The organism is Crystallibacter degradans (genome assembly GCF_012952295.1).
Taxonomy (GTDB): Bacteria; Actinomycetota; Actinomycetes; order Actinomycetales; family Micrococcaceae; genus Crystallibacter; species Crystallibacter degradans.
Genome location: NZ_JABBCH010000001.1, coordinates 293,148 through 314,397, shown reverse-complemented (window position 1 = coordinate 314,397; position 21,250 = coordinate 293,148). Strand labels below are relative to the sequence as shown.

21 protein-coding genes are annotated in these 21,250 nt (G+C 65.4%); 10 read left to right on the top strand and 11 right to left on the bottom strand.

The features are described 5' to 3' along the window. From HGO92_RS01360 to HGO92_RS01325, 8 genes are read right to left on the bottom strand one after another with little or no spacing between them, the layout of a single operon-like run. Entirely contained in the window at nucleotides 1-1,149 is a 1,149-nt protein-coding gene (locus HGO92_RS01360) for an XdhC family protein (RefSeq protein ID WP_169991167.1), read from the bottom strand. A 27-nt stretch (nucleotides 1,150-1,176) separates the two neighbouring features. After that, on the bottom strand, nucleotides 1,177-1,938 hold the full coding sequence (locus tag HGO92_RS01355; protein WP_169991165.1) for an SRPBCC family protein: 762 nt from the start codon (nucleotides 1,936-1,938) through the stop codon (nucleotides 1,177-1,179). A 21-nt stretch (nucleotides 1,939-1,959) separates the two neighbouring features. After that, complete coding sequence (locus HGO92_RS01350) at nucleotides 1,960-3,252, bottom strand: vWA domain-containing protein (RefSeq protein ID WP_346768810.1); 1,293 nt, start codon at nucleotides 3,250-3,252, stop codon at nucleotides 1,960-1,962. Next, on the bottom strand, nucleotides 3,245-4,168 hold the full coding sequence (locus tag HGO92_RS01345) for an AAA family ATPase (RefSeq protein ID WP_169991985.1): 924 nt from the start codon (nucleotides 4,166-4,168) through the stop codon (nucleotides 3,245-3,247). Before HGO92_RS01345 ends, HGO92_RS01350 begins: the two co-directional genes overlap by 8 nt. A gap of 12 nt (nucleotides 4,169-4,180) precedes the next feature. Beyond that, nucleotides 4,181-5,110 (bottom strand): XdhC family protein, encoded by a 930-nt coding sequence (locus HGO92_RS01340; protein WP_169991163.1) that lies wholly within the window; start codon nucleotides 5,108-5,110, stop codon nucleotides 4,181-4,183. A gap of 1 nt (nucleotide 5,111) precedes the next feature. Then, complete coding sequence (locus tag HGO92_RS01335; protein ID WP_169991161.1) at nucleotides 5,112-7,505, bottom strand: aerobic carbon-monoxide dehydrogenase large subunit; 2,394 nt, start codon at nucleotides 7,503-7,505, stop codon at nucleotides 5,112-5,114. Next, nucleotides 7,502-8,029 carry a (2Fe-2S)-binding protein gene (locus HGO92_RS01330; protein WP_205834084.1) on the bottom strand — a complete coding sequence of 176 codons (528 nt, stop codon included), beginning with the start codon at nucleotides 8,027-8,029 and terminating at the stop codon, nucleotides 7,502-7,504. Before HGO92_RS01330 ends, HGO92_RS01335 begins: the two co-directional genes overlap by 4 nt. Before the next feature lie 3 nt (nucleotides 8,030-8,032). Further along, on the bottom strand, nucleotides 8,033-8,911 hold the full coding sequence (locus tag HGO92_RS01325; protein WP_169991159.1) for an FAD binding domain-containing protein: 879 nt from the start codon (nucleotides 8,909-8,911) through the stop codon (nucleotides 8,033-8,035). Between the two features lie 113 nt (nucleotides 8,912-9,024). Here HGO92_RS01325 and HGO92_RS01320 point away from each other — a divergent pair, with 113 nt between their 5' ends. The 10 genes from HGO92_RS01320 (at nucleotide 9,025) to HGO92_RS01275 (ending at nucleotide 17,634) form a co-directional block, all read left to right on the top strand. Then, nucleotides 9,025-9,996: a LysR family transcriptional regulator gene (locus tag HGO92_RS01320; protein WP_169991157.1), complete on the top strand. Its 972-nt coding sequence runs from the start codon at nucleotides 9,025-9,027 to the stop codon at nucleotides 9,994-9,996. A 52-nt stretch (nucleotides 9,997-10,048) separates the two neighbouring features. Then, a complete protein-coding gene (locus HGO92_RS01315; protein ID WP_440915690.1) occupies nucleotides 10,049-11,002 on the top strand; it encodes an ABC transporter ATP-binding protein in 954 nt (317 codons plus the stop codon). Continuing rightward, nucleotides 10,995-11,936, top strand: a complete 942-nt coding sequence (locus HGO92_RS01310; RefSeq protein ID WP_346768809.1) for an ABC transporter permease — start codon at nucleotides 10,995-10,997, stop codon at nucleotides 11,934-11,936. The genes HGO92_RS01315 and HGO92_RS01310 overlap by 8 nt, the downstream gene beginning before the upstream one ends. After that, nucleotides 11,933-12,784 (top strand): ABC transporter permease, encoded by an 852-nt coding sequence (locus tag HGO92_RS01305; protein WP_169991155.1) that lies wholly within the window; start codon nucleotides 11,933-11,935, stop codon nucleotides 12,782-12,784. The genes HGO92_RS01310 and HGO92_RS01305 overlap by 4 nt, the downstream gene beginning before the upstream one ends. Before the next feature lie 113 nt (nucleotides 12,785-12,897). Continuing rightward, a complete protein-coding gene (locus tag HGO92_RS01300) occupies nucleotides 12,898-13,257 on the top strand; it encodes a VOC family protein (protein ID WP_169991979.1) in 360 nt (119 codons plus the stop codon). Nucleotides 13,258-13,390: 133 nt separating this feature from the next. Next, the gene (locus HGO92_RS01295) at nucleotides 13,391-13,921 is read left to right on the top strand and encodes a hypothetical protein (RefSeq protein ID WP_169991153.1); all 531 of its coding nucleotides are present in this window, start codon (nucleotides 13,391-13,393) and stop codon (nucleotides 13,919-13,921) included. 47 nt (nucleotides 13,922-13,968) lie between these two features. Beyond that, the gene (locus HGO92_RS01290) at nucleotides 13,969-14,829 is read left to right on the top strand and encodes an exodeoxyribonuclease III (RefSeq protein WP_169991977.1); all 861 of its coding nucleotides are present in this window, start codon (nucleotides 13,969-13,971) and stop codon (nucleotides 14,827-14,829) included. A 15-nt stretch (nucleotides 14,830-14,844) separates the two neighbouring features. Beyond that, entirely contained in the window at nucleotides 14,845-15,915 is a 1,071-nt protein-coding gene (gene trpS / locus HGO92_RS01285) for a tryptophan--tRNA ligase (protein ID WP_169991151.1), read from the top strand. Between the two features lie 2 nt (nucleotides 15,916-15,917). After that, nucleotides 15,918-16,547 carry a 2'-5' RNA ligase family protein gene (locus tag HGO92_RS01280; protein ID WP_169991150.1) on the top strand — a complete coding sequence of 210 codons (630 nt, stop codon included), beginning with the start codon at nucleotides 15,918-15,920 and terminating at the stop codon, nucleotides 16,545-16,547. Then, nucleotides 16,489-17,634, top strand: coding sequence for a YihY/virulence factor BrkB family protein (locus HGO92_RS01275; protein WP_169991148.1), 1,146 nt, complete (start codon nucleotides 16,489-16,491; stop codon nucleotides 17,632-17,634). The genes HGO92_RS01280 and HGO92_RS01275 overlap by 59 nt, the downstream gene beginning before the upstream one ends. 50 nt (nucleotides 17,635-17,684) lie before the next feature. Here HGO92_RS01275 and HGO92_RS01270 read toward each other — a convergent pair whose 3' ends face one another. From HGO92_RS01270 to sdhA, 3 genes are all read right to left on the bottom strand, one after another. Continuing rightward, the gene (locus HGO92_RS01270) at nucleotides 17,685-18,464 is read right to left on the bottom strand and encodes an alpha/beta hydrolase family protein (protein ID WP_169991146.1); all 780 of its coding nucleotides are present in this window, start codon (nucleotides 18,462-18,464) and stop codon (nucleotides 17,685-17,687) included. A gap of 134 nt (nucleotides 18,465-18,598) precedes the next feature. After that, nucleotides 18,599-19,381, bottom strand: coding sequence for a succinate dehydrogenase iron-sulfur subunit (locus HGO92_RS01265; protein ID WP_169991144.1), 783 nt, complete (start codon nucleotides 19,379-19,381; stop codon nucleotides 18,599-18,601). Further along, a complete protein-coding gene (sdhA, locus tag HGO92_RS01260) occupies nucleotides 19,381-21,168 on the bottom strand; it encodes a succinate dehydrogenase flavoprotein subunit (RefSeq protein WP_169991142.1) in 1,788 nt (595 codons plus the stop codon). The genes HGO92_RS01265 and sdhA overlap by 1 nt, the downstream gene beginning before the upstream one ends. Nucleotides 21,169-21,250: the final 82 nt, after the last annotated feature.

Here is a 21,250-nt window from a genome sequence, read left to right as displayed (position 1 = left end):
TCAGCCCGGACTGCCCGCAGGGTCAGGTGCCTCATCATGATGGATCCGTTCCGTGAGACCGGCCAGGGGCTGGCCGGTCCCGCCCCACTGGAGTGAGATGATCTCCGCAGCAATGGACACTGCGGTTTCTTCCGGCGTCCGGGCCCCCAGATCAAGCCCAACCGGACTGTGCAGCACGCTGAGTTCCGCGTCGCTGAAGCCGGATCCGCGCAGTCTCGCCATCCGGTCTTCGTGGGTGCGGCGTGAACCCATTGCACCGACGTAGGCGAACGTCCTGCCGCGCAGCGCCACTTCGAGCAATGGGACGTCGAACTTCGGATCGTGCGTGAGGACACAGATCACGGTCCGCTCATCCACCAACCCCTGCTCAAGCTGATCCGCGAGGTACTTGTGCGGCCAGGCGACCACCACCTCGTCGGAGTCCGGAAAGCGCGCGGGGGTGGCGAAGACGGGCCGGGCATCGCAGACGGTGACGCGGTAGCCGAGGAACGAGCCCATCCGCGCCAGCGCGGCGGCAAAATCAATAGCGCCGAAAACCAGCATCCGCGGCCGCGGCGCGTAGCTGGCAAAGAACACCCGCATCCCTTCGTCCAGGCGCTGGCCGTCCGGCCCGTACATCAAAACGCCGTTCCGGCCTGCCGCCAGCAGTCCCCGGGTGTCGTCATTGACGGCCTGGTTGGCACGGTCGGACCCGAGGTCGCCCTCGGAACCGTGCGGCCGCACCACCAGGTGGCGCCCCAGCCGCTGCGGGTCAGGATGCTCGATCACCGTGGCGACCCCCACGGGGGCAGAGGCCTCGATGTCCTCGCGGACGGACTCAAGCTCCGGAAACGTCTGCGGCGAGATGGGCTCCACGAAGACGTCCAGGATGCCGCCACAGGTCAGCCCCACAGAGAATGCATCGTCGTCGCTGATGCCGTAGCGCACCAGGGCCGGCCGCACCTCTTCGATAACCTGTGAGGCCAGTTCGTAGACCGCGCCCTCGACGCAACCGCCGGAAACGGATCCGACTGCTTCACCCCCGGCGGTCACCAGCATGGAGGCACCCGCCGGTCTCGGAGCCGACTCGAAGGTTTGGACGACTGTCGCCAGGCCGGAAGTGTTGCCCCTGCGCCAATCTGCCAACAGTTCGTCCAGCACGTCACGCACGCGTACTCCTCCCACCCGGCGGCATCTTCAGTCCTTGTGTCCTGCCCGCCGCCCCAAAGCATAGGCTACGCCTGCCACGACGCCGAGCAGGCCGAGGACGCCGGCTGGACTGCCCAACTGGTCGCGGAGCACGCCCTTCATCACCCCCAGCCCGTTCAGCCCGGGATCGGTCAAGACAGGGGAGGTCGACGGCGAGGCTGGCTGCGGCGGGGGTGGGGCAGCAGGAGGCCTGGAGGTTTCTGCGGCCGGGGACGGCGGCCCGTTTGGCTGCGTTGCGGCTGCGGCCGGTGGTACACGCGCATCCTCAGTGCCGGGGACTGACCCCGCTGCCGGACCGGGCTCAGGTGCTCCCAGCATCTCCTGTAAGTTGCTGGTGAACAGCGACAGCAACTGGTCCGTGACGCTGCCGATCACGCTCTTGCCCATGGCCGCTGCCTTGCCGGAGAGCGTCAGATCCGCGTTGACCGTTCCCGTCGTGGTGCCTTCGGATTCGCTCAACGCCATGGTGACGGTGGCCTGTGCCGTGCCCTGCCCACGTGTCTCCTGGGCTTGGCCTTCCATCATGGCGCGCCGGGCAGCGGCGTCGCGCTCCAAGACGTTGAGCCGGCCCTTGTACTGCATGGTGACCGGGCCCAGCTTGACCTTCATGCCCACTTGGTACGCGTCATCGGAGAGCTTCTTGAGGATTTGGGCGCCGGGAAGGCAGCCGGCAACCCGTTCAAAGTCCATCAGAGTGTCCCAGACGGTGTTGATCGGTGCTACGACGGAGAATGTTCGTTCCAGCTGCATGACGATGTCCCTTCTCGTACCTCAAGATCTGCCTAGTGACTGATGTGGCCGATGAGCCAATTCTTCGGCGCGGGCAGGCCGGCTACCGCGGATAGCCGCTACCAGTTCCGCCAGCGCTGAGTAACTATGGCCGCTGATAAACGCGTCGCAGTAGGGGAGCGCTGCCGCCATACCGCCGGCCAGCGGCTGATAACCGGCGGCTGCCTTACGTGGGTTCACCCAGATGATCCGGTAGGCAAGCCGCTTCAACCGAACCATCTGGGCCGCCACCTGCTCAGGCTCATCCTGCGCCCAACCGTCGGAGAGGATGACGATCACGGCGCCCCGGGCCAGACCGCGCCGGCCGTAGCCATCGATGAACCGGCGCAGGCTTTCGGCCAGCCTGGTTCCGCCTGCCCAGTCAGGGGTCGCGGCGGCCGCACGCGCCAACGCCTGGTCCGGATCGCGGACTGCCAACTGCCGCGTCAACCGGGTCAGCCGGGTGGAGAAAATGAAGGCTTCGGCACTGGCACCGGCCACCGCTCCCTGCAGCAGGGACAGGAACACTGAGGTGTAAGGCTCCATCGAACCGGAAACGTCGCACAGCAGGACCAGCCGCCGCAACTGCTTACGACGGCGGGCGAAGACCAGGCGGGTGCCGGCCGAGCCGGTGCGCTGCGCGGCTCGCACAGTGCGGCGGATATCCAGTTGGGCGGTGCTGCGCTGTGACCTGCGGGTACGCCGGCCTTCACGCTCCGGGGTGGCCAGCACGATTCTGCGGACCAGCGTGCGCATCCGGGTCAGCTCCTCGGGACCTAATTCGGCGAAGGATGTCCCGTGCAGGCGTTCCTCGGACGAGGCCATGAGCAGGACCGATTCCCGTTCCTGCCCGCCGCTGCCGACCCCGCCGGACTGGCCCGGAACAGGGGCTGGAGCTTGCGGCGGGGATGCATCCGACACGCGCGGCCGGGGCGGGTCGGGACGGGTGACGCTCCGCCCCTGTCCGGCGCCGACCGGGGGCGGGGCGTTGGGTTCGCCGCGCCGGTCAGCGGCATCGTCCACCCCGTCTATTGCGCCGAACACGGAGGCAAAGACGGTGTCGAACAACGGCAACTGTTCCTTCGACGTGACCAACACGGCGCGGCAGGTCCAGTACAGCCTGTCCTGGCTCGCCGGCGGGATCAGCTGGAGTGACCGGGCAAGCCAGGCTGCGCGTTCCGGAGTGCTGGGCAGACCGGCCCGGTGCAACGCCGTCGTAAAACCCACGGCCAAAGCCGCGGCATTCATCCCCGTCTTGCCCCGTGTCCCCTGCCCCGCAATGCCTCTATCAGCCACTTCGGCCGCCGATCAGCCACGCGGCACCACGGGCCTGGATAAGTTCCAGATCGTCGCGGTTTTTCACGATGGAACCCCACGTCCGGTCCACCACGTCAGCGTCAAGATGCTCAATTCCGAGCACCGCCAGCGCGGTGGCCCAGTCGATGGCCTCGGCGATGCCTGGCGGTTTTGCCAGATCGAGGGCACGCAGCCTCGTGATGGCCGACGCGGCCTCCAAGGCCAGCGGCGCCGTACTGCCCGGCACGCGCCGTCGGACTATCTCGGCGATCCTTTCCGGTGCGGGATAGTCGATCCAATGGTAGATGCAGCGCCGGGTCAGGGCATCGTGCAGGTCCCGGGTGCGGTTGGATGTCAACACCACAATCGGCGGATGCGCGGCCGTGATCGTGCCTAGCTCCGGAACCGTGACGGCGGCTTCAGCCAGCAGTTCGAAGGTAAAGGCCTCGAATTCGGCGTCCGCACGGTCAATCTCGTCCAGCAACAGGACCGCGGGCCGGGGGCCGGGATGTTCGATGGCCTTCAGCAGAGGACGCCGCAGCAGGTACTGTTCGGCAAACAAATCCGACTCGTCCAGATCCAGATCGCGGACTTCCGCCAGGCGGATGCCGAGCAGTTGGCGCTGGTGGTTCCACTCGTAGAGCGCCTCGCCGGCGTCGATTCCCTCGTAGCATTGCAGCCGGTAGAGCGGCGTTTTGAGGACACGGGCCAACGCCTTGGCCGACTCGGTCTTGCCGACCCCGGCCTCGCCCTCCAGCAGAATGGGTTGCGGCAGGCGCAGGGCCAGGAACAGGGCCGTGGCCAGGCCTGGATCCGCCAGATAATCTGCTTTGTCCAGAGCGGCCATGAGGGATGGCACGTCAGGAACCAGCGCCCGGACCTCGTCTTCCGCGCCGTCCCGGGCCGGGCCGGTCATGGAGCCCACGGATCAGGATGTTGGGGCATAGCGTTCCGGATCCGCGAGGAAGGCTTTGCGGCAGCCCGCTGAACAGAAATAAACCACGGAGCCAGCATGCTCGACGTGCAGGGTGGACCCGACCGCGGCGACCGTCATGCCGCAGACGGGGTCCAGGGCCGTGGCAGGTTCCGAGGCAACCTGTTTGACGGACCCTCCGGTCTCAAGTGTTGCCTTCCGGCTGGCAGCCCGTTCGGCAACGAGTTCGGCCAGGATGGACAGCGCGACCTCCTCGGCGGTGCGGGCTCCCAGATCGAGCCCGGCCGGACAATGGACCCGTGCGCGCAGCTCATCGGCGACATCGAGGGATCCGAGGACCGACTTGCCCCTGGTATGGCTGGCAACCAGTCCCACGTACGGCACCCCGGCCCGTAGCGCCGCCTCCAAGGCAGATTCTTCGTCCCGTCCGTGGGACGCCACGATAAGCGCCGCGTCCTCCGCCTTGGGCATCGCCGCTGATCCGTCCACGAGTTCCAGCTCGAAATTCAGGACCCCGCCGAGTGTCTCCAGCGCTAGGGCAATGGGCGTATTACCGACGACGACGACGCGGGCCGCCGGCAACTGCGGTTGCAGGAAAATTTCTACCGCGCCGCCGCTCAGGCACGGGTTGGCCACCTCCACGGCGCCGGGTTCCTGCGTGTCGGTGGGCTCGCCTGGAACCACGCGCAGCAGCAGAGGCTCCTCCGAGGAGAGGGCCCTCAGCCCGTAGTCGCGCACGGAAGCTTCCACGCAGTTGCCGCCGACAAAACCTTCCAACCTGCCGTCTGCCAGTAGCAGGGCGGTATCGCCGGCATGCGCGCTGGTGGGATGCTGCGCGCGGACCACTGTGGCGCGGACGTAGGGTTCGCGCCTGGCAGTGAGTTCATCGGCCCGTGCCGCCAGGGCCTGTGCATGGGTAGTCATCTCAGACCGGCGGCCTCGGCCGTCCCTGCATCGCCTCCCAGACCCGTGCCGGCGTGCAGGGCATATCCATATGCGTGACCCCCAGCGGTGCCAGGGCATCCACCACAGCGTTGACGATGGCGGGCGGCGAGCCCACCGTGGCGGATTCGCCGATGCCCTTCGCCCCTATCGGATGGTGCGGCGAAGGAGTGACCGTGAAGCCGGTTTCCCAGTCCGGCACTTCCATCGCCGTGGGAATGAGGTAGTCCATAAAGGAACCGCCCAGGCAGTTGCCGGCGTCGTCGAACTCAATGATCTCCATCAGCGCCATGCCGACGCCGTCGGTCAGGCCGCCGTGCACCTGTCCTTCGATGATCATCGGGTTGATGCGGGTTCCGCAGTCGTCGACCGCAACGAAACGACGCACTTTCACATGGCCGGTGCCCGGATCCACATCCACCACGCAGATGTAGGCGCCGAACGGGAACGTCAGGTTCGGCGGGTCGTAGGTGACCTCGGCGTCCAGATTTCCGTCGATGCCTTCGGGCAGTGCCACCGTGCCGTGTGCGCCGAGCGCGATCTCGGCCATGGTCTTGCCAACGCCGGGATCTCCCTTGACGAACCAGCGGCCTTTCTCCCATTCCAGATCCTCCGGCCTCGTCTCAAGCATGGCGGCGGCAATAAACTTGGCCTTGTCCCGTACCTTGCGGGCGACCAGCGCCACCGCGCCGCCGCTGACCGGCGTTGAACGGCTGCCATAGGTGCCCAGGCCGAACGGCGTCTGGTCCGTATCGCCGTGGACAACATCGATGTCCTCGGGAGGAATGCCAAGTTCCTCGGCCACAATCTGGGCGAAGGTGGTCTCGTGGCCCTGGCCCTGCGACTGCACGGATATGCGGACTACGGCCTTGCCCGTGGGATGGATGCGCAGCTCGGCGCCGTCTGCCATGCCCAGGCCAACAATGTCGAAATGCTTGCGCGGTCCGGCCCCGACGGTTTCAGTAAAGAAGGAGATTCCGATCCCCATCAGCTCACCGCGCTCACGTTTCTCGGCCTGCTCTCGGCGGAGCTCGTCGTACCCGGCCATCTCCATGGACAGGCGCATCGCCGGTTCATAATTGCCGGAGTCGTATTCCCACCCGGTCTTGTTGGCATAGGGAAACTGCTCGGGCCGGATGAAGTTCTTCAGCCGCAGTTCCGCGGGATCCATCTCCAGATTCCGGGCCAGGATGTCAACCATCCGCTCGACCAGGTAGACGGCCTCCGTGACACGGAAAGAACAGGCATAGGCCACTCCCCCCGGTGCCTTGTTCGTATAGACACCGGTGACCTTGCAATGGGCAGCCTGCAGATCATAGCTGCCGGTGAAGATGCTGAAGAAGCCGGCCGGATTCTTGGTCGGCTGCGCCGTGGCGTTGAAAGCGCCGTGATCTGCCAGCACATTGGTCCGCAGTGCGAGGATTTTGCCATCTTTAGTGGCGGCGATCTCACCCTGCATGATGTAGTCCCGGGCGAACGACGTGGACATCAGGTTTTCGGAGCGGTCCTCCACCCATTTCACCGGCTTGCCAGTGACAATCGAACCGACCACGGCGAGCACGTAGCCCGGGTAGATACCCACCTTGTTTCCGAAACCCCCGCCGATATCGGGGGAGACCACCCGGATCTTGTGCTCGGGAATGCCGGCGACCATCGCATACAGCGTGCGGTGAGCATGCGGGGCCTGCGTAGTTTCGTACAGCGTCAGCCCGCCGTCGATCGGATCGAAATCCGCCACGGCGCCGCAGGTCTCCATGGGCGCCGGATGGACGCGCGGATAGACGATTTCCTGACTGACAACGACGTCGGCAGCAGCGAAGGCGGCATCCGTTTCGTCCGCGTCGCCCATCTCCCAGTCGAAGATGTGGTTGTTGGTCCGGCCCTCGATGTCGTCGCGGATCACCGGCGCTTCCGGAGCCAACGCTTTGCGCGCATCGATGACCGGCGGCAGGATGTCATATTCAACGTCGATAAGCTCCAGCGCATCCCGGGCAGCGTAGCGGTCCTCGGCCACCACGAAAGCGACCTCCTGCCCTTGGAAACGCACCTTGTCCGTGACGAGCACTGCCTGCACGTCGGCGGACAGCGTAGGGGCCCAGGCGAGATTGAGTCCCTGAAGATCCTTGCCCGTAATGACAGCCAGTACCTTGGGATGCGCGAGCGCCTCGGTGGCATCGATCGAGACCAGCCGCGCGTGGGCAACCGGTGCGCGGAGGATGGCGCCGTGCAGCATGCCTGGCAAGGTGATGTCGTCCACGTAATGGCCCTTGCCGCGGACGAATCGGGGGTCCTCTTTGCGTTGGATGCGGCCGAAACCGATCGGCCGGTCCGCGTCCGAAGCCGCGGGATTCGCCGGATGTTCCTGGGTGGTAGTCATGTCGTTACCTCGGTGGACTCTGCGGCGGCTCCGGCGGGCTGCTGTCCGTCCGCCGGCTCACCGGCTGCGGGGTGGCTGGCCGCCCACTGAATCGAGCGGACAATGGTGGCGTAGCCGGTACACCGGCAGATTTGTCCGGAAATCGCCTGACGGATTTCGCCGTCGTCGGGATGTGGATTGCGGTCCAGCAGCGCCCGTGCGGTGAGCATCATTCCCGGGGTGCAGAAACCGCACTGCAGGCCATGTTCCTCGATGAAGCCCTGCTGCACCGGATCCAGTGCTCCGCCGGAGGCGAGGCCTTCAACAGTGCGGATCTCGTGTCCGGCGGCCATCACCGCCAACACAGTGCAGGATTTCACCGGTTGCCCGTCCATCAGGACAACGCAGGTGCCGCAGTTGGACGTATCGCAACCCCAGTGGGTGCCGGTCAGGCCCAGGACCTCGCGGATAAAGTGGACCAGAAGCACACGGGGTTCAATGTCGCGGGTGACTTCCTCGCCGTTGACCGTCATGCTGATCTGCATTGTTCAGCCTTCCTGTGTCTTGGCTGCGCGGCTGCAGGCACGTCGCAGGACCCTGCGGGTCAGTTCGTCGGCTAAGTGCCGCTTGTAATCGACGGGCCCACGCTGGTCAGCCATCGGATCACAGGCGGCCGCGGCCGCCCGGCCCGCTTCGGCAAACAGTTCTTCACTCGGCTGCTGTCCTGCCAGGATGTCGGCAGCCTCGGACACCGTTCCTTCCAGCCCCACGGCCGTGAGCCCGACGCTCGCGTGGGAGATGGTGCCGTTTTCCGCCAGCGAGACGGCTGCCCCGGCTGCCGCAACGGCCCAATCACCGACCCTGCGCTCCACCTTTTCGTAGGCGCTGCCGGAACGTGGACGGACCGGGAAGCGGATTTCACAGAGCAGTTCCGTCTGGGCTACCGCCGTTTCATAGGGACCTTGATGGAACTCGGGCATGGACAGCACCCGCTCGCCGCCGGCGCCGCGGATGATTACTTGTGCCGCCAGGACGTTGCACACTGTTGAGAGATCTTCGGCCGGATCAGCCTGGCAGAGCGAGCCGCCAATGGTGCCCCGGTTGCGCACCACCGGGTCCGCGATGACACGTTCGGCGTCGGTGACAATCGGGAACAGCCTCGCCACCTCGGCGGACTCCAGCAGCGCAGTGTGCCGGGTCATCGCGCCGATGCGCAGCACGTCACCCTCTCGCACCAGAAAGTCCAGTTCGGTGAGGTCGTTAATGTCGATGACCCATTCGGGCCGAGCAAGCCGGAGTTTCATCATCGGCAACAGGCTGTGCCCGCCGGCGATGACACGGGCTTCCGGCCCATGGCGTTCCAAAAGCGCGATGGCGTTGTCCACATCTGCGGCGCGGACATAGTCGAATGAAGCCGGAATCTGCACGATCAACCCTTCCCCAAGGGTGCCCCGCAACGTCGAGGGGCGCCGAATATGCCAAGTCTTGTCCGCGGGTCATCCGGGTGTCAATATGCTGATAAGCGAAAGGTTATGAGCCCATGTCGATGACATTGAGCCAGCTGCGGGCTTTTGCCCTCGTGGCCAGATTGGGGTCTCTGCGGGCGGCAGCCGAAGCCCTCCAGATCAGCGAACCGGCTGTGTCCTCGGCGTTGGCGGCATTGCGGGCCGATCTGGGGGATCCGCTGTTCGTCCGGTGCAGGGGCGGCATCGCGCTGACGCGGGGAGGCAGAGCCCTTGCCGATCACGCCCAGGAGATTGTCGGGCTGGCGGACCAGGCGCGGCAGGCAGTTGCCAATGCGCGGACTTCTACCGGCGGACTGCGGGCAGTCGCAACGGCTGCCTTCGCCGAACACGCTGCCGGCCGCTTGCTGGATCTTTTCACCAAGCGTTTTCCCTTGTTCACCGTGGATGTTGTCGTCGAAGGCGTTGCGGACGTGGCCGCCTTGTTGGCCAGCCACACCTACGACATCGCGTTGGGTGCCCGGCCGGCCCCGATGGGGCCGGCCATGCAGCTGGTCCCGTTCCTACGCTACCGGCGGGTTTTGGTGGCGGCCGGTGCCCATCCATTGGCGCGTTGGTCCAAGGCACCGCTGCAGTTGTCGCGTCTTAAGCCGTACAAATGGTTCGCCGGACCGGTCGGTGTCGAAGGGGCGGATGCTGCGGGACGCTGGTCGGCAGGCACGGGGCCCATGCCCGAGGTCGTCCAGTTGTCCAGCGAAACCGATGCTTTGGCCGCAGTGCGGGCCGGCGAGGGAGTCATGCTGGCACTTGAGCACATTGTCCGGTCGGAGACAGTAGCCGGTTCGTTGGTGCAGTTGCCCCTGGTCGGAACGCCCATTGCCGGTATCTGGTGGGCGAGCACGTTGGACCATGGACGCACCGTCACCGGTGCGCAGACGCTGCAACGGTTCGTCACTACTGCTGAAGCCACGGCGGCCATGATGGCCCCTGCCGGGTCGCGGGGGCTGGCCCGCCGAGGGTCAAAGGTGCACGTTGCCCTGTGGAGCTGATCCCGCCGGTGATTGACTTTGCTCAATCACTGAACTCGATTACGCTTGTGATGTGCCTAACATCGCCGCGCCGAAGCAGCTGACCAGAACGGTTATTACCGCCCGCGGGCTCACCAAGAAGTACGGGGACTTCGCCGCAGTCAACGGAATCTCCTTCGACGTGCCCGCCGGTGAATCTTTCGGGCTGCTCGGCCCCAACGGCGCCGGCAAATCCACCACCATGCGGATGATCGGCGGCGTCTCCCAGCGCACCTCCGGCGAACTGGCCATCATGGGCCTCGACCCGGAGCAGCATGGCCCCGAGGTCCGTGCCCATCTGGGCGTGGTTCCGCAGCAGGACAACCTGGACGAGGACCTCCGGGTCCGCGACAACCTGATTGTCTACGGGCGCTACTTCGGCCTGCCGCACAGCTACCTGCGGCCCAAGGCGGATGAGCTGCTCGAGTTCGCCCAGCTCTCCGACAAGGCCAAGGCCAAGGTCGACTCGCTCTCCGGCGGCATGAAGCGCCGCCTGACCATCGCGCGCTCGCTGATCAACGAGCCGAAGATCCTGCTGCTGGACGAACCCACCACCGGCCTGGACCCGCAGGCGCGGCACATCCTGTGGGACCGGCTGTTCCGGCTCAAGGAACAGGGCGTGACCCTGGTGCTGACCACCCACTACATGGACGAGGCCGAGCAGCTCTGCGACCGCCTCATTGTGGTGGACAAGGGCGAGATCATGGCCGAGGGATCACCGGCAGCCCTGATCCGCGAATACTCCACGCGGGAGGTGCTTGAGCTGCGCTTCGGTTCCGAGCGCAACACCACCGTGGCCGCCCAGCTGGAGGGGATCGGCGAGCGCCTGGAAACCCTGCCGGACCGCGTGCTGATTTACACGCACGACGGCGAAACATCGCTGGAACAGGTCAGCGCCCGCGGCCTTCACCCGGTGACCTCGCTGGTGCGCCGCTCCAGCCTGGAAGACGTGTTCCTGCGCCTGACCGGCAGGAGCCTCGTTGACTGAGAACCACCTCCAGCACGGGCCCGCACAGTCCGGGCCCACCCCGTCCCCGGGATCCGCCAGCGCGCGGGAGGCAGACGCTGCCACACCGCTGCTGTCCCTCCGCGTTCCCTTGACCCCCGGGCAGTCCGCGGCGAAGGCCCGGAAATACGGTTCCCTCTACTTCGCCGAACACTGGATCCGCACCATGCGCGGCTACGGCTGGACGGTGGCCATGACAGCCGTGGGAACGCCGCTGGTCTACCTTTATGCAATGGGCATCGGACTGGCCTCGCTGGTCGATGCCAACACCAATGCAACGCTCGACGCCGGCAACGGCGCCGTGGTTTCCTACCTCACCTTTGTGGCCCCGGCACTGCTGGCCACGGCTGGCATCATGGTGGCGAGTGAGGAGAACACGTATCCGGTGATGTCCGGCTTCAAATGGCGGCGGACCTACTACGGGCCCAACGCCTCCCCGTTGGGCAGCCATCAGCTGGTCAACGGCCACGCGCTGGGGGTTTCCTTCCGGCTGCTGCTGACCACCGGCATCTACTTCGCGTTCCTGCTGCTCTTCGGGGCCGTGCCCGAATCCACCGGCTGGATCATGATCTTCACGGCTGCCCTGGGCGGAATGGCCTTCGGGCTGCCGCTGATGGCTTATGCCGCCAGCATCACGGAGGACCGCGGGCAGTTTGCCATGGTCCAGCGGTTCATCGTCATGCCGCTGTTCCTGTTCTCCGGCACCTTCTTCCCGCTGGCCTCCATGCCGTGGGCTGTGCAGTGGATCGGCTGGGTTTCCCCACTGTGGCATTCCGCCGAACTTGGCCGGGTGCTCAGTTACGGATACGAGGAACCGGTCTGGCTGACCATCATCCACGTGCTGTACCTGGCGGTGCTGGCACTGGCGGGCTGGGTCTTCGCCCAACGGATCTACGAACGGAGGCTGGGCAAATGAGCCGGATCGCCGGCAGCGGCGAAACTTCCTCCGAGGACCAGCTCCGGCTCCTGCCGTCCGGCCGCCCCTTCGGTTCCCTGTACTCGGGAAACGTACGTGCCGTCGTCGCACGTGGTCTGAAGGCGACGTGGGGCAGCAACTGGGCCATCATGGCCAGCGGTTTTGTGGAGCCCGTGCTCTTTCTCATTGCCATGGGCATCGGGCTCGGTTCGTTGATCGGAACCGTGGAAGGCCCGGGCGGCCAGGAGATCGGCTACATCGCCTACATCGCCCCGGCGCTGCTGGCCGTCTCTGCGATGAACGGCGCGGTGTACGACTCCACCTGGAACGTGTTCTTCAAGCTGAACTTCGCCAAGCTGTACCAGGGCATGCTCTACACCTCGCTCGGCCCGCTGGACGTGGCGCTCGGCGAAATCACGCTGGCCCTGCTCCGCGGCGCCCTCTACGCCACCGGCTTCACCGCCATCATGGGGGTGTTGGGCTTGATCACCACGCCCTGGGCGCTCCTGATGATTCCGGCGTCGGTGGTTATTGCTTTTGGGTTCGCGTCCTTCGGGATGGGCATCACCAGCTTCATGAAGACCTTCCAGCAGATGGACTGGATCAACTTCATCATGCTTCCGATGTTCCTGTTCAGCGCGACGTTCTACCCGCTGTCCGTCTACCCGCAGGCCATCCAGTGGGTGATCCAGGCGCTGCCGCTGTGGCACGGAGTGGAACTGCTGCGCCAGCTGAGCGTCGGCACGTTCACCGCCGCCACCGGCATCCACGTTCTCTACTACCTCGTCATGATCGTGCTCGGCCTGATCCTGACCACCGCGCGGCTGCGGAAGCTGTTCCTGAGGTAAAGGGGCGCTTCTTATCCGTTCGGCAGGCCAGCTGAGGGTAGCCAGCTCCTCCCGGTGCAGGTCATGATGGAAAGTGCCCGGTGAAACGCGTGAACCAAGTTCAGGAGTTGGCGATGATAGGCACATGGCAGTCGCTGGTCATAGATTGTCCGGATCCGGATTCCCTGGCCACGTTCTATGAGCAATTGTTGGGCATGATCCGCATCCAGCACGATGAGGACGGCTGGATCAGCATCGGGGACGGGACGGGCCGGCCCGGTATCGATTTCCAAAAGGTGGAGGACTACGTGCCGCCGCAGTGGCCCGGCAGCGAGCACCCGCAGCAGATGCACGTCGACGTGCGGGTCAAGGACCTGGACATTGCCGAAGAACTGGCCCTCAAGCTCGGCGCCACCAGTATGGAGGCGGGCACGAAAACCTTCCGGGTTTATCTGGATCCGGCCGGCCATCCCTTCTGCCTGGTGCTCTGGTGACGCTTTCTGGTGAACGGGTGAGAGACGGTCCACCGTCCGGCTAAGAGGGGACCTGGGAAACGGGCCGAGGCAGATCGTTCGCCTGCGGTGGAAGCAGCCCGCGCGCCGGGGAAGGATTTGAGACAATAAGTCCATGCAATCCCTTGGGAACCCCTCAGCGAACACCTCTGCCAACCGCGTCCTGCCGTTCAAGGCGGGCAACCTCGGCATCGCCGTCATGGTGCTGGTCTTTCTTTTCGCCGTCGTTTTCGCCGCCAACCAGAACGACGTGATCGGCTGGATCGTGGCCATCATCGCGCTCGGCTGGCTGCTGCTGGCTGCCTTCGTGGTGTTCAGCGTCCGGGGTGCCACCAAGAAGGCCAAGGAGAAGTTCGCCACGGCGCAGGCAGACTTTGCGGCCCAGCAGATGCCGCAGGGCACCGCCGGCGGCACCGCCGTGGTGGAGGAGCAGGTGGCCAGGGCCAACGCCGTCCGGGACGAAAAGCTGGACCACAGCTTCAAGATCGTCCAGGTCCAGGCCAAGGTCGTCCGGGACTACCTGGGCAAGGACGAGGGCATGGTGGAGCGCGCGCTCGATACCATCGAGGTGACCGCCCACAACGGCCGCGGCATGATCCGCAAGAACGACGGCGATGGTCCGGTTACGGGCACGGTTGTCAACTGAGCTGCGGGCTTGGGTAAGGTAGTCGAGTGAGTTTGGCACCCGAGGGCATCGTTCAGGAATCCGGTACTGCAGCAGGCGGAGCAGACACCGCATTAAGGCAAAAACTGCGGATCGCCACCGTCAACGTCAATGGCATCAGGGCCGCCTACAAGCGCGGCATGGAAGCCTGGCTGGCGGAGCGCGATGTGGACATTTTGTGCCTGCAGGAAGTCCGGGCACCTGACGCGATTGTGCGCGAACTGCTCGGGGACGGCTGGCACATCCTGCACGCCGAAGCCGAAGCGAAGGGCCGTGCCGGCGTCGCCATCGCCTCCCGTACCGCTCCGGTGGCCACCCGGGACCACATCGGCGACGACTATTTCGTTACCTCCGGCCGCTGGGTCGAAGCGGACTTCGAGATCCCGTCCGACGGCGGCCCGAAGACCCTGACCGTGGTCAGCGCCTATGTCCATTCCGGCCAGGTGGATACCCCGAAGCAGGTGGACAAGTTCCGCTTCCTGGACGTCATGGGCAACCGCCTCACGGAGCTGAAGGCCACCAAGGACTACGCGCTGGTGGTAGGGGACCTCAACGTCGGCCACACCACGCTGGACATCAAGAACTGGAAGGGCAACGTCAAGAAGTCCGGCTTCCTCCCCGAGGAACGGGCGTACTTCGACCGCTTCTTCGGCGACGCCGTCGGCTGGCGGGACGTGCACCGCTCCCTTGCCGGCGAGGTTCCCGGTCCGTACACCTGGTGGTCGTGGCGGGGACAGGCATTCGACAACGACGCCGGTTGGCGCATCGATTACCACATGGCCACCCCGGAGCTCGCGACCCTCGCGTCCGACGCCGTTGTTGACCGCGCCGAGACCTACGACGCGCGCTTCTCAGACCACGCACCCTTGGTAGTGGACTACCGCTTCTAGAAAGATCCTGCTCATATGACCAGCACAACCCAGACCACCGATAGCGCCGCAACCACCGAGGCCGCCGGGAGTACTTCGCGCCGGCGCCTGCTCTCCGGCATGCAGCCCTCGGCGGATTCGCTCCACCTCGGGAACTACCTCGGCGCCCTGGTGAACTGGGTCAGCATGCAGGATGAATACGATTCCATCTTCTTCGTCCCGGACATGCATGCCATCACCGTGGACCATGACCCGGCCGGGCTGGCCACGCGCACCCGGGTGACCGTGGCGCAGTACATTGCCGGCGGGATCGATATCGAGAAGTCCACCCTCTTCGTCCAGTCACACGTGCCCGAGCACGCGGAGCTGGCGTGGGTGCTGAACTGCATTACCGGTTTCGGCGAGGCCTCCCGGATGACCCAGTTCAAGGACAAGTCGCAGAAGTCGGGAGCCGAGCACTCCAGCGTAGGCCTGTTCGCCTACCCGGTCCTCATGGCCGCGGACATTCTGCTCTACCGTCCGTACGGCGTGCCGGTCGGCGAAGACCAGCGCCAGCATCTGGAACTGGCACGCAACCTGGCCCAGCGCTTCAACCACCGCTACGGCGAGACCTTCGTGGTTCCTGAAGCGGTGATCCCGCGGGAGGGGGCGAAGATCTACGATCTGCAGCACCCGAACGCCAAGATGTCCAAGTCGGCCGATTCCCCGGCGGGCCTGATCAATATCCTGGACAACCCGAAAACCGCGGCCAAGAAGATCAAGTCCGCGGTGACCGACGACGGCACCGAGATCCGCTTCGACCGTGAAGCCAAGCCGGGCGTGTCGAATCTGCTGACCATCTACTCCACGCTCAGCGGCAAGAGCATCGACTCGATCGTCGCGGATTACCAGGGCAAGATGTACGGCCACCTGAAAGTGGATCTGGCTGAACTCGTGGTCGAGCGGCTCGCGCCCATCCAGACCCGTGCCCAGGAACTGCTGGACGACCCGGCCGAGCTGGACCGGCTGTTGGCCCGCGGAGCCGAAAAGGCCCGCGGAATCGCCTCGGCTACACTGGCCGATGTGTATAACAAGGTCGGTTTCCTGCCCGCGGGAGCACGGCGCTAGCAATGTGCCAGCACCGGCTGCAGGTGGACCCCGGCGTCACTCCCGACGGCGGTGTCCTTCAGGCTGCCCTGCCCGAGGTGGGCTGCGCCGGCGTCGTTATTGGTATTCCGGAGCCGCTGGCCGGCGACCTTGAGGGCTGGCGTGCCTCCTTCGGAGACCCGATGGCCGCAGTCATCCCGCCGCACGTCACACTGGTGACGACGACGCCGGTGGCGGACTGGGCCGAGACTACCGAGCACGTCCGCCGGATTGCCCGCAGCCAGCAGCCCTTCACCGTGGCCCTGCGCGGCACCGGCAGCTTCCGCCCGGTATCGCCGGTGGTCTACCTCAACATCGCCGAGGGCTTCGACGAATGCGTTGCACTGCACCGGAAGCTGCAGGCGGGCCCGTTGGCCCGGCAACTGGAATTCGACTTCCACCCGCACATCACCGTGGCCCACGACGTCAGCGACGCCGGCATGGACGCGGCCGAAAACAAGCTTGCCGACTATGACGCGTCCTTCACCGTTAGTAGCATGGGCCTGTACGAGCACGATTCGTCAGGTGTCTGGATACTGCGGGAAGAGCTGAGCTTTGGGACAGAAATCGGCGCAGAGGGCAGCGCGCAAGGCGACGGGCAGCAGCGGGAGTAAATCCGAAACACCGCATCCGCTCGAACGGCAGAAGCTGAAGGTCGCCGAGCTGGAAAAGCGGCGCGCCTACGTCCAGGCCCAACGCCATGCTTCCAAGGGCAAGGTCCTGCTGGCCCGCATGCAGTACCTGCTGGCGAAGGCGCACGCGTGGCGGGTGATGCGCGTCTGGATGCTTTACAGCATGCGCCACGGGCCGCTCATGGCCGCGGGCAGTGCCTACAACATGTTCTTCTCCGTGGCAGCGATGCTGGTGGCGGGATTCTCCATCTTCGGCCTCATCGCCTCCGGAAACCGCGACCTGCAACTGGCCGTGGTGGAAGTGGTCAATGAGTCCACGCCCGGGCTGATCAATACCGGCGACGGCGGTCTGGCCACGCCGGAACAGCTCTTCTCCCAGAGCGGGGCGTTCGGTATCACGCTGATCATTTCCACGGCCGCCATGATCCTGACCTCCCTGGGCTGGATTGCCGGCCTGCGCGAAGGGATGCGCGGCGTTTTCGGACTCCCGCCGCTGCAGGGGAACCCCGTCATGATCAAGCTCAAGGACGTCGGCACGCTGCTGTTGCTGGGGGTGGCCCTGATGCTGACCTCCGCCGTGGCCGGCATAGCCAACACCGCGCTGGACCTGATCATCAACCTGCTCCATTTCGACGGCGGCGCAGTGGTCCCGCTGACGAAGATCACCGCGGTGCTGGTGATGCTGCTGCTGGACATGGTGGCAGCCGTGGTGCTGTTCCGGATTGCCTCCGGTGTCCGCATGCCGCGCAGCATCATGTTCCAGGCGGCGCTGATCGCCGGGCTCGGCAGCACCGTGCTGCGGTACTTCGCCTCGGACCTGCTGGGCACCGTGGGAAACAACCCGCTGCTGGCGCCGTTCGCCGTGATCCTGGGCCTGTTTGTCTGGTTCTATTTGCTCAGTCAGGTGTACCTGGTAGCGACGGCGTGGGGTGCCATCGGCAAGGCGGACCTGCACGCGCGCGAACAGGCCGGCGGCCGGACACGTGGCTTCCTGTCCCTGCGCCGGCGCGCCCGGCTGAAGCAGGACGGCAGTCTCGAACACGCGCTCGGCGGCGCAAGCGTTCCCTGAGCTGGCAACCGCCCTGCCAGCGACGGCCTGCCGGTTCCGCTCCCGCTGGGTCAGCTCAGCGGGTCTTGGGTATCCAGGTACTGGTTGGCCCAGGCTGCGATCAGCAGGCCGGCGCGGTCCGTCTGATCCCGGTCCGTGAGCATATGGTTGCTGCCTTCGAGCGAGATAAATGACTTGGGGTGCTTGGCCACCGCGAAGATCTCTCCGGCGTTCTCCACGCCCACGGTGTTGTCGGTGGGGGAGTGCATGACCAGCAGCGGCCGGTCCAGGTTGCTGATGCAGCCGGTGAGATCGGTCCGGCGCAGGTCTTCCACGAGTTGCCGGCGGATTTCGAGCCGTTTGCCGCCCAAGGTAATTTGGGCCGAGCCGGTGCGTTCGACGTCGTCAATCTCTTCGTCGAAAAGGTGCATCACATGGTCCGGCCGGAACGGGGCGGCCACGGTAGCCACGGCCTTGACCTCGTCGAGGCTGCCGACGGCACCCAGCACCGCCGCCCCGCCGAGCGAGTGGCCGATGAGCAGCGAGATCCGGCGCCCGCTACCGCGCATGAACGCCGCCGCACTGCCGATGTCCGCCATCTTCGTGGAGAAGGTTGCCGCCGACCAGTCGCCGGTGGAGCCGCCCAGGCCGGCGGCGTCGTACCGCAGCACGCCGATGCCGTGCCGGGCCAGCGCCTTGGAGATCCGGGCCGCGGCCGCGCTGTTCTTGCCCAGGGTGAAGCCGTGGCAGAACAGCGCCCAGGCCCGCACATCGCCGTCGGGAATATCCAGGACCCCGGCCAGCGTGGTGCCGTTAACCCCTGGGAACTTCACTTTCTCGAACGTGGTCATGCTGCTCCTGTCTGCCGTTAAGCCGGAACGCGGACGGATGATTAAAAGCGTAAGGTGCCGATTCCTGACGAATCGGCACCTTACGACTGCTGGCAGGCCGTAAGAACCTGGCAGACCCGGCAAGCCGGGACAGATCAGATCTTGCGGTTCAGCACAGCGTTCTTGACCTCGGAGATCGCCTTCGTCACCTGGATGCCGCGCGGGCAGGCCTCGGTGCAGTTGAAGACGGTGCGGCAGCGCCACACACCTTCCTTGTCGTTGAGGATCTCCAGGCGCATGTCGCCGGCATCGTCGCGCGAGTCGAAGATGAAGCGGTGTGCGTTGACAATAGCGGCCGGGCCGAAGTACTGGCCGTCGGTCCAGAAGACCGGGCAGGACGAGGTGCACGCAGCACACAGGATGCACTTGGTGGTGTCGTCGAAACGCTCGCGGTCCTCGGCGGACTGCAGGCGCTCCCGCGTCGGCTCGTGCCCGGAGTTGATCAGGAAGGGCATGATCTCGCGGTAGGACTGGAAGAACGGCTCCATGTCCACGATCAGGTCCTTCTCCACCGGCAGGCCCTTGATGGGCTCGACGAGGATGGGCTTGGACGTGTCCAGGTCCTTCAGCAGCGTCTTGCAGGCCAGGCGGTTGCGGCCGTTGATGCGCATGGCATCCGAGCCGCAGACGCCGTGGGCGCAGGAACGGCGGAAGGAAACGGAGCCGTCGTGCTCCCACTTGGCCTTGTGCAGCGCGTCCAACACACGGTCCGTGCCGTACATGGTCAGCTTGAAGTCGTCCCAGTGGGCTTCTTCCGAAACCTCCGGGTTGTACCGGCGGACCTTCAGGGTGATGTCGAAGCTCGGGATTTCCCCGCCGCCGCCGACCCCCGGGGCCAGTTCAACCTTGGATGCAGGTTCCACAGTTTCAGCGGTCATTAGTACTTCCTCACCATCGGTTCGTAGCGCGTGAAAATAACCGGCTTCGTTTCCAGACGGATACCGGCGACGGACTCGGACGTAGCCAAGTCATCCTTGTATGCCATGGAGTGCTTCATGAACTTTTCGTCATCGCGGTCCGGGAAGTCTTCCCGGAAGTGGCCGCCGCGCGATTCCTCGCGGTGCAGGGCGGCAACGGTCATGACCTGGGCCATGTCCAGCAGGAAGCCCAGTTCCACGGCCTCGAGCAGGTCCAGGTTGAAGCGGCGGCCGCGGTCCTGGATACCGATGTTCTTGTAACGCTCGCGCAGGGAAGCGATCACGTTCAGCGTCTCGTTCAGGGTCTGCTCGCTGCGGAAGACCTGGACGTTGGCGTCCATCGTGTCCTGCAGTTCCTTGCGCAGCTGGGCCACGCGTTCGGTGCCGTTGGCGGAGCGGACCTGTTCGATCAGATCGATAGTGAACTGGTCGGCGTCTTCCGGAACCTCGACGTACTCGGCGGTCTTGGCGTACTCGGCGGCGGCAATACCGGCGCGCTTACCGAAGACGTTGATGTCCAGCAGCGAGTTGGTGCCCAGACGGTTGGAGCCGTGGACCGAAACGCAGGCAACCTCACCGGCGGCGTAGAGGCCCGGAACAACGGTGTCGTTGTCCTGCAGCACTTCGGCCTTGATGGTGGTGGGGATGCCGCCCATGGCGTAGTGCGCGGTGGGGAACACCGGCACCGGATCCGTGTACGGTTCCACACCCAGGTAGGTGCGGGCGAACTCGGTGATGTCCGGGAGCTTCGCGTCGATGTGCGCCGGCTCCAGGTGCGTCAGGTCCAGGAGGACGTAGTCCTTGTTCGGGCCGCAGCCGCGTCCTTCGCGGACTTCATTGGCCATGGAACGGGCCACGATGTCACGCGGGGCGAGGTCCTTAATGGTCGGCGCATAGCGCTCCATGAAGCGTTCGCCGTCGGAATTACGCAGGATCGCACCTTCACCACGGGCGGCTTCGGAAAGCAGGATGCCCAGGCCGGCCAGGCCGGTCGGGTGGAACTGGAAGAACTCCATGTCTTCCAGGGGGATGCCGCGGCGGAACGCGATGCCCATGCCGTCGCCGGTCAGGGTGTGCGCGTTCGAGGTGGTCTTGAAGACCTTGCCCACGCCGCCGGAGGCGAACACAACGGACTTGGCCTGGAACACGTGGATCTCGCCGCTGGCAAGGTCGTAGCTAACGACGCCGGCAACCCGCTTCTGCTTGTAAGTGCTGCCGTCCTCGCGCGTTGCATCTTCCTCAACGATGAGCAGATCGAGCACGTAGTACTCGTTGTAGAACTCAACGTTGTGCTTGACGCAGTTTTGGTACAGGGTCTGCAGGATCATGTGGCCGGTACGGTCGGCGGCATAGCAGGCGCGGCGGACCGGGGACTTGCCGTGGTCGCGCGTGTGCCCGCCGAAGCGGCGCTGGTCGATCTTGCCTTCGGGCGTGCGGTTGAAGGGCAGGCCCATCTTTTCCAGGTCCAGCACGGCGTCGATGGCTTCCTTCGCCATGACCTCGGCGGCGTCCTGGTCTACTAGGTAGTCGCCGCCTTTGACCGTGTCAAAGGTGTGCCATTCCCAGTTGTCTTCTTCCACGTTCGCCAGGGCGGCGCACATGCCGCCCTGCGCCGCACCGGTGTGGGAACGGGTGGGGTAAAGCTTGGTCAGTACTGCTGTTCGCGCGCGCTGGCCTGATTCAATGGCGGCGCGCATACCGGCGCCACCGGCACCGACAATAACGACGTCGTACTTATGGACCTGCATACCAGATGCTCTTTCTGTTGAAACCAAATGTTCTTCACGGGCTGATGCTGCCTCCGGTGCTGCCCCGATGGCAGGGCCCGCG

What these genes read in the sequence shown, in the direction of transcription:
- HGO92_RS01355 (WP_169991165.1), bottom strand. Translation starts at nt 1,938, where the DNA reads ATGCAGCTGGAACGAACATTCTCCGTCGTAGCACCGATCAACACCGTC.
- HGO92_RS01345 (WP_169991985.1), bottom strand. Translation starts at nt 4,168, where the DNA reads ATGACCGGCCCGGCCCGGGACGGCGCGGAAGACGAGGTCCGGGCGCTG.
- HGO92_RS01340 (WP_169991163.1), bottom strand. Translation starts at nt 5,110, where the DNA reads ATGACTACCCATGCACAGGCCCTGGCGGCACGGGCCGATGAACTCACT.
- HGO92_RS01335 (WP_169991161.1), bottom strand. Translation starts at nt 7,505, where the DNA reads ATGACTACCACCCAGGAACATCCGGCGAATCCCGCGGCTTCGGACGCG.
- HGO92_RS01330 (WP_205834084.1), bottom strand. Translation starts at nt 8,029, where the DNA reads ATGCAGATCAGCATGACGGTCAACGGCGAGGAAGTCACCCGCGACATT.
- HGO92_RS01320 (WP_169991157.1), top strand. Translation starts at nt 9,025, where the DNA reads ATGTCGATGACATTGAGCCAGCTGCGGGCTTTTGCCCTCGTGGCCAGA.
- HGO92_RS01305 (WP_169991155.1), top strand. Translation starts at nt 11,933, where the DNA reads ATGAGCCGGATCGCCGGCAGCGGCGAAACTTCCTCCGAGGACCAGCTC.
- HGO92_RS01300 (WP_169991979.1), top strand. Translation starts at nt 12,898, where the DNA reads ATGATAGGCACATGGCAGTCGCTGGTCATAGATTGTCCGGATCCGGAT.
- HGO92_RS01295 (WP_169991153.1), top strand. Translation starts at nt 13,391, where the DNA reads ATGCAATCCCTTGGGAACCCCTCAGCGAACACCTCTGCCAACCGCGTC.
- trpS (WP_169991151.1), top strand. Translation starts at nt 14,845, where the DNA reads ATGACCAGCACAACCCAGACCACCGATAGCGCCGCAACCACCGAGGCC.
- HGO92_RS01280 (WP_169991150.1), top strand. Translation starts at nt 15,918, where the DNA reads ATGTGCCAGCACCGGCTGCAGGTGGACCCCGGCGTCACTCCCGACGGC.
- HGO92_RS01270 (WP_169991146.1), bottom strand. Translation starts at nt 18,464, where the DNA reads ATGACCACGTTCGAGAAAGTGAAGTTCCCAGGGGTTAACGGCACCACG.
- HGO92_RS01265 (WP_169991144.1), bottom strand. Translation starts at nt 19,381, where the DNA reads ATGACCGCTGAAACTGTGGAACCTGCATCCAAGGTTGAACTGGCCCCG.
- sdhA (WP_169991142.1), bottom strand. Translation starts at nt 21,168, where the DNA reads ATGCAGGTCCATAAGTACGACGTCGTTATTGTCGGTGCCGGTGGCGCC.